Below are 3,697 nucleotides of genomic sequence, written 5' to 3' on the forward strand. Positions count from 1 at the left end.
CGCACCGGGAACACGCGCAGCAGCGCATCCAGGGTTTCACGAATCGCCCACGCCTGCGAATAGGGCCCAAAATAGCGCACGCCCTTACGGCGCTCGCCGCGAGTCACCATCGCGCGCGGGTACACGTCATTGACCGTAATCGCCAGGTACGGGTACGACTTATCGTCACGGAACGCAATGTTGAAGCGCGGCGAAAACTCCTTAATCCAGGTGTACTCAAGCTGCAGCGATTCCATCTCGCTCGCCACCACGGTCCACTCCACACTCGCCGCCGTATGCACCATCGCATAGGTCTTCGGGCTCAGCGTCTGCGGGGACGCAAAATAGCTGTTGAGGCGGTTGCGCAGGTTCTTCGCCTTACCCACGTAGATGACGCGGCCGTCAGCATCGCGAAAACGGTAAACGCCCGGGTCGGTAGGGATTTCGCCGGGGGCGGGGCGGTAGCTGGAAGGCTCTGCCATGGGTACTTTCTCCTCGCTCTGCTGGGCTTTACGGTGCTGCCGGGGGCATCTCAGACGCTCACAGACGACAAACCGCGCATCCTACACCGGACTCCCCCAATGTGCGGGGGTCGGTGCGTGAATGCGCGGTTTAAGTCTACGCGGTTCAGGCGGCGTGTGCCCTAGCCTGCGTCACGTGCGGCTGAGGGCGAAACGTTGTACTCGTGCTTTCGTGCCTGACCGGACAGCTGAGCAATCTCATCCATGATGGCGTCGGTGGTGACACGGCGCTGCTTGCCGGTCATCTTCTCGCCGGTCTTCTCAAAGTAGAGCGGCTTGCCCACGCGAATCGTGAAGCGGCGCGGGTAAATCATGTTCGAGCCGGGCTTCTGCAGGCGGTCGGTGCCAATCAGACCGACCGGCACCACGGGCGCGCCGGTCATATGCGCCAGCCACGCCACACCAATCTTGCCGCGGTACAGGTAACCGTCGCGGGAGCGGGTGCCCTCGGGGTAAATGCCGAAGACCTTACCCTCCTGCAGCTTCTCCAGGGCGATGTCGAGCGCCTTGAGCGACTCGGAACGGTCGGAGCGGTTCACAGGAATGATGTCCACGGCTTCGAAGAATGCCTTCATCATCTTGCCGCGCGTGCCGGGGGTGTTCACGTACTCCGCCTTGGCGAGGAACGCCACGCGGCGCGGCATCATGGCAGAAATAATGATGGAGTCCAGGAAGGACAGGTGGTTGGAGGCAACAATCACCGGGCCGGTGGCGGGGAAGTTTTCGAGTCCGGTCACGCGGGCGCGGAAAACGGTGCGCAGGATTCCGGTGATTGCTTTCTGGGTGGATTTGTAGAGAAGCACGTGAACTCTCCTGAGGTGCCGATAGATTGCGGGCTGTGGCGGCGACCCGCCGTGGATGCGGGGTGAGTGACCCCTTCTGAATATACGCCGCCAAAGAGCACAAAATCTGTACTGCAATAATCTGTACCGCAAAAATTTGTACTGTGTTTAGTAGCGTCGGGTTTTATTATTCCACACACGAGTGTAGGTACGTGGAAGGTGCCGCGATCCCCTTCCACATGCTGGGATGCGCCTCCCGCCAACGATTTCAGCGAAAGCCCCGATAGGAGCCCGAGTCGAAGCCCCGATTGAGGGGGTCTGCACGACTTTCGCCCCACCGCTCCCTCCACCGTTGCAGGCAGGTAAGTAGCCACGGAAGCTAAGGGTTCAACCTCAACGTAATATTTCAGGTTTTCCGCCTTATGATTGCCGATTTCCCCGCCAAATAGCCGTGTCACATTATGACGCTACGTCAGCAAAGTTTCGTAAATGCGCATTTAATATGCAAAAATGAGAGCAGGGTGGGCTGTCGCACCTCCCTCAAGGACGATTCACCCTGAACATAGTGAGCCGCCCCTCCAGCGGATGTGCGTCGGGACCACTCCACCTACAAATTCCACGCACACTGGAGACATACACTATGGCTACAAAACCCGTCTCGCGTGCGGAGGCAGCAAAGATTGCCCGCCGCTCAGACACGGTCGGTGCCTATGCCGGAAAAGGCTGGGTACAGGCTGTTGCGTTTGTGATGCTCCTGGGCTTCACCATCATGGCAGTCCTTGCAATGCGCACCTACGCACTCTCCATGCCGCTACCCGACAAAATTGTCGGCAATGACGGCAAAACCATCGCAACCCAGGAACAGATCCTGCACGGTCAGGAACTCTTCCAGGGACGCGGTCTGCAGCAGTACGGTTCCGTGCTCGGCCACGGCGCCTACCTCGGCCCCGACTACACTGCAGAATACCTGCGCCTGACCACCGATGCTGCCGTCAAGGAGTACCGTGAGCAGGGCAAGCAGGACCCCCGCGAACTCGTCAAGAACGAGTGGCGCAAGGAGAACAAGTACGACGAGCAGACTAAGACCATCACCTGGTCCGCTGGTGAGACCAAGGGCTACCAGCTCATGCTCAAGCACTACCGCGAAACCCTGATGAAGGGCGACACCTCGCAGGGCCTGTTCCCCGACGCCATTAAGAACGACGAAGAACTGCACGACCTCGTCGCATTCTTCGGCTGGACCGCATGGGCATCGGCGGCAGACCGCCCCGACCAGCCCTACTCCTACACCAACAACTGGCCCTCCGAACCCAACGTGGACAACAAGCCCACCGCGGATCTGATGGTCTGGTCGGCACTCTCCCTGATTGCCCTCATCGGTGGTACCGGTCTGATGTTCGCCATCTACGGCCGCTGGTCCCGCGCAATCGGCTGGCACGCGGAAGAGGCACCCGTCCTCGACTTCCGTCAGCCCGACGAAGTTCGCCTGACCCCCTCGCAGAAGGCAGCCTGCCTGCTCTTCGCAACGATCCTGGTGCTGTTCCTGCTGCAGGCTCTGGTGGGTGCGCTCACCGAGCACTACCGTGAAGAACTCACCGGATTCTTCGGTATCGACATGGGCCAGTTGCTGCCCTACACGGTATCTCGAACCTGGCACCTTCAGCTCTCCCTCTTCTGGACCGCAGGCGCGTTCCTGGCGGGTGGTATCTTCATTGCCCCGCTCATCACCCGCCGCGAACCCAAGAAGCAGGGCCTGCTCACCTACGTTCTCATCGGCGCCGTGGTCTTCGTGGTCCTCGGCTCGCTGCTGAACGAATGGTTCTCTCAGAAGGGCCTCATCCCCAAGGAACTCACCGGCTTCTTCTCGCAGCAGTGGGAGTTCCTGGACCTGCCGCGATTCTTCCAGATCCTGCTCACCGCGGGTATGTTCATCTGGATTGTTATCGTCTGGCGTACCCTCTCCTCCCGCCTGAAGGGCTCGAAGAAGACCTCCCTGCCGTGGCTGTTCCTCTTCTCCGGCCTCGCCATCCCCATGTTCTACGCAGTCGGCCTGCTCGCAGGTCAGCGTACTCACGTGACCGTCGCCGAGTTCTGGCGCTTCTGGGTGGTTCACCTCTGGGTGGAGGACTTCCTCGAACTGTTCACCACCGTCATGGTGGCGTACATCTTCGTGCTGCTCGGCGTGGTCCGCGAGCGCATCGCAATCTCCATCATCATGATGGACGCCGTGCTCTACTCCGTCGGTGGTGTGATCGGTACTCTGCACCACACCTACTTCGTCGGTACCCCCTCCGAGCAGATGGCATTCGGTGCGTTCTTCTCCGCAGCTGAGGTTATCCCGCTGACCTTCCTGACCGTTGAGGCGTGGGGCTTCATGCAGCTGGGTGCTCGCCAGTACTCCAACCGCACCAAGCC

General features: G+C 60.3%; 3 protein-coding genes. 1 reads left to right on the forward strand and 2 read right to left on the reverse strand.

All coding sequences use genetic code 11. The features are described 5' to 3' along the window. Together RWZ58_RS08655 and RWZ58_RS08660 are read right to left on the reverse strand one after the other, a co-directional pair. Window positions 1–461, reverse strand: a 461-nt coding sequence (locus RWZ58_RS08655) for a GIY-YIG nuclease family protein (RefSeq protein WP_314658376.1), incomplete at its 3' end; no start/stop codon positions are given. A gap of 161 nt (window positions 462–622) precedes the next feature. Continuing rightward, entirely contained in the window at window positions 623–1,303 is a 681-nt protein-coding gene (locus RWZ58_RS08660; protein ID WP_294627441.1) for a 1-acyl-sn-glycerol-3-phosphate acyltransferase, read from the reverse strand. Between the two features lie 619 nt (window positions 1,304–1,922). Here RWZ58_RS08660 and RWZ58_RS08665 point away from each other — a divergent pair. Next, window positions 1,923–3,697: cbb3-type cytochrome c oxidase subunit I (locus RWZ58_RS08665; protein ID WP_314658377.1), on the forward strand; the 1,775-nt coding region annotated here is incomplete at its 3' end.

This window comes from uncultured Rothia sp. (genome assembly GCF_963544205.1).
In the GTDB taxonomy this organism is placed as follows: domain Bacteria; phylum Actinomycetota; class Actinomycetes; order Actinomycetales; family Micrococcaceae; genus Rothia.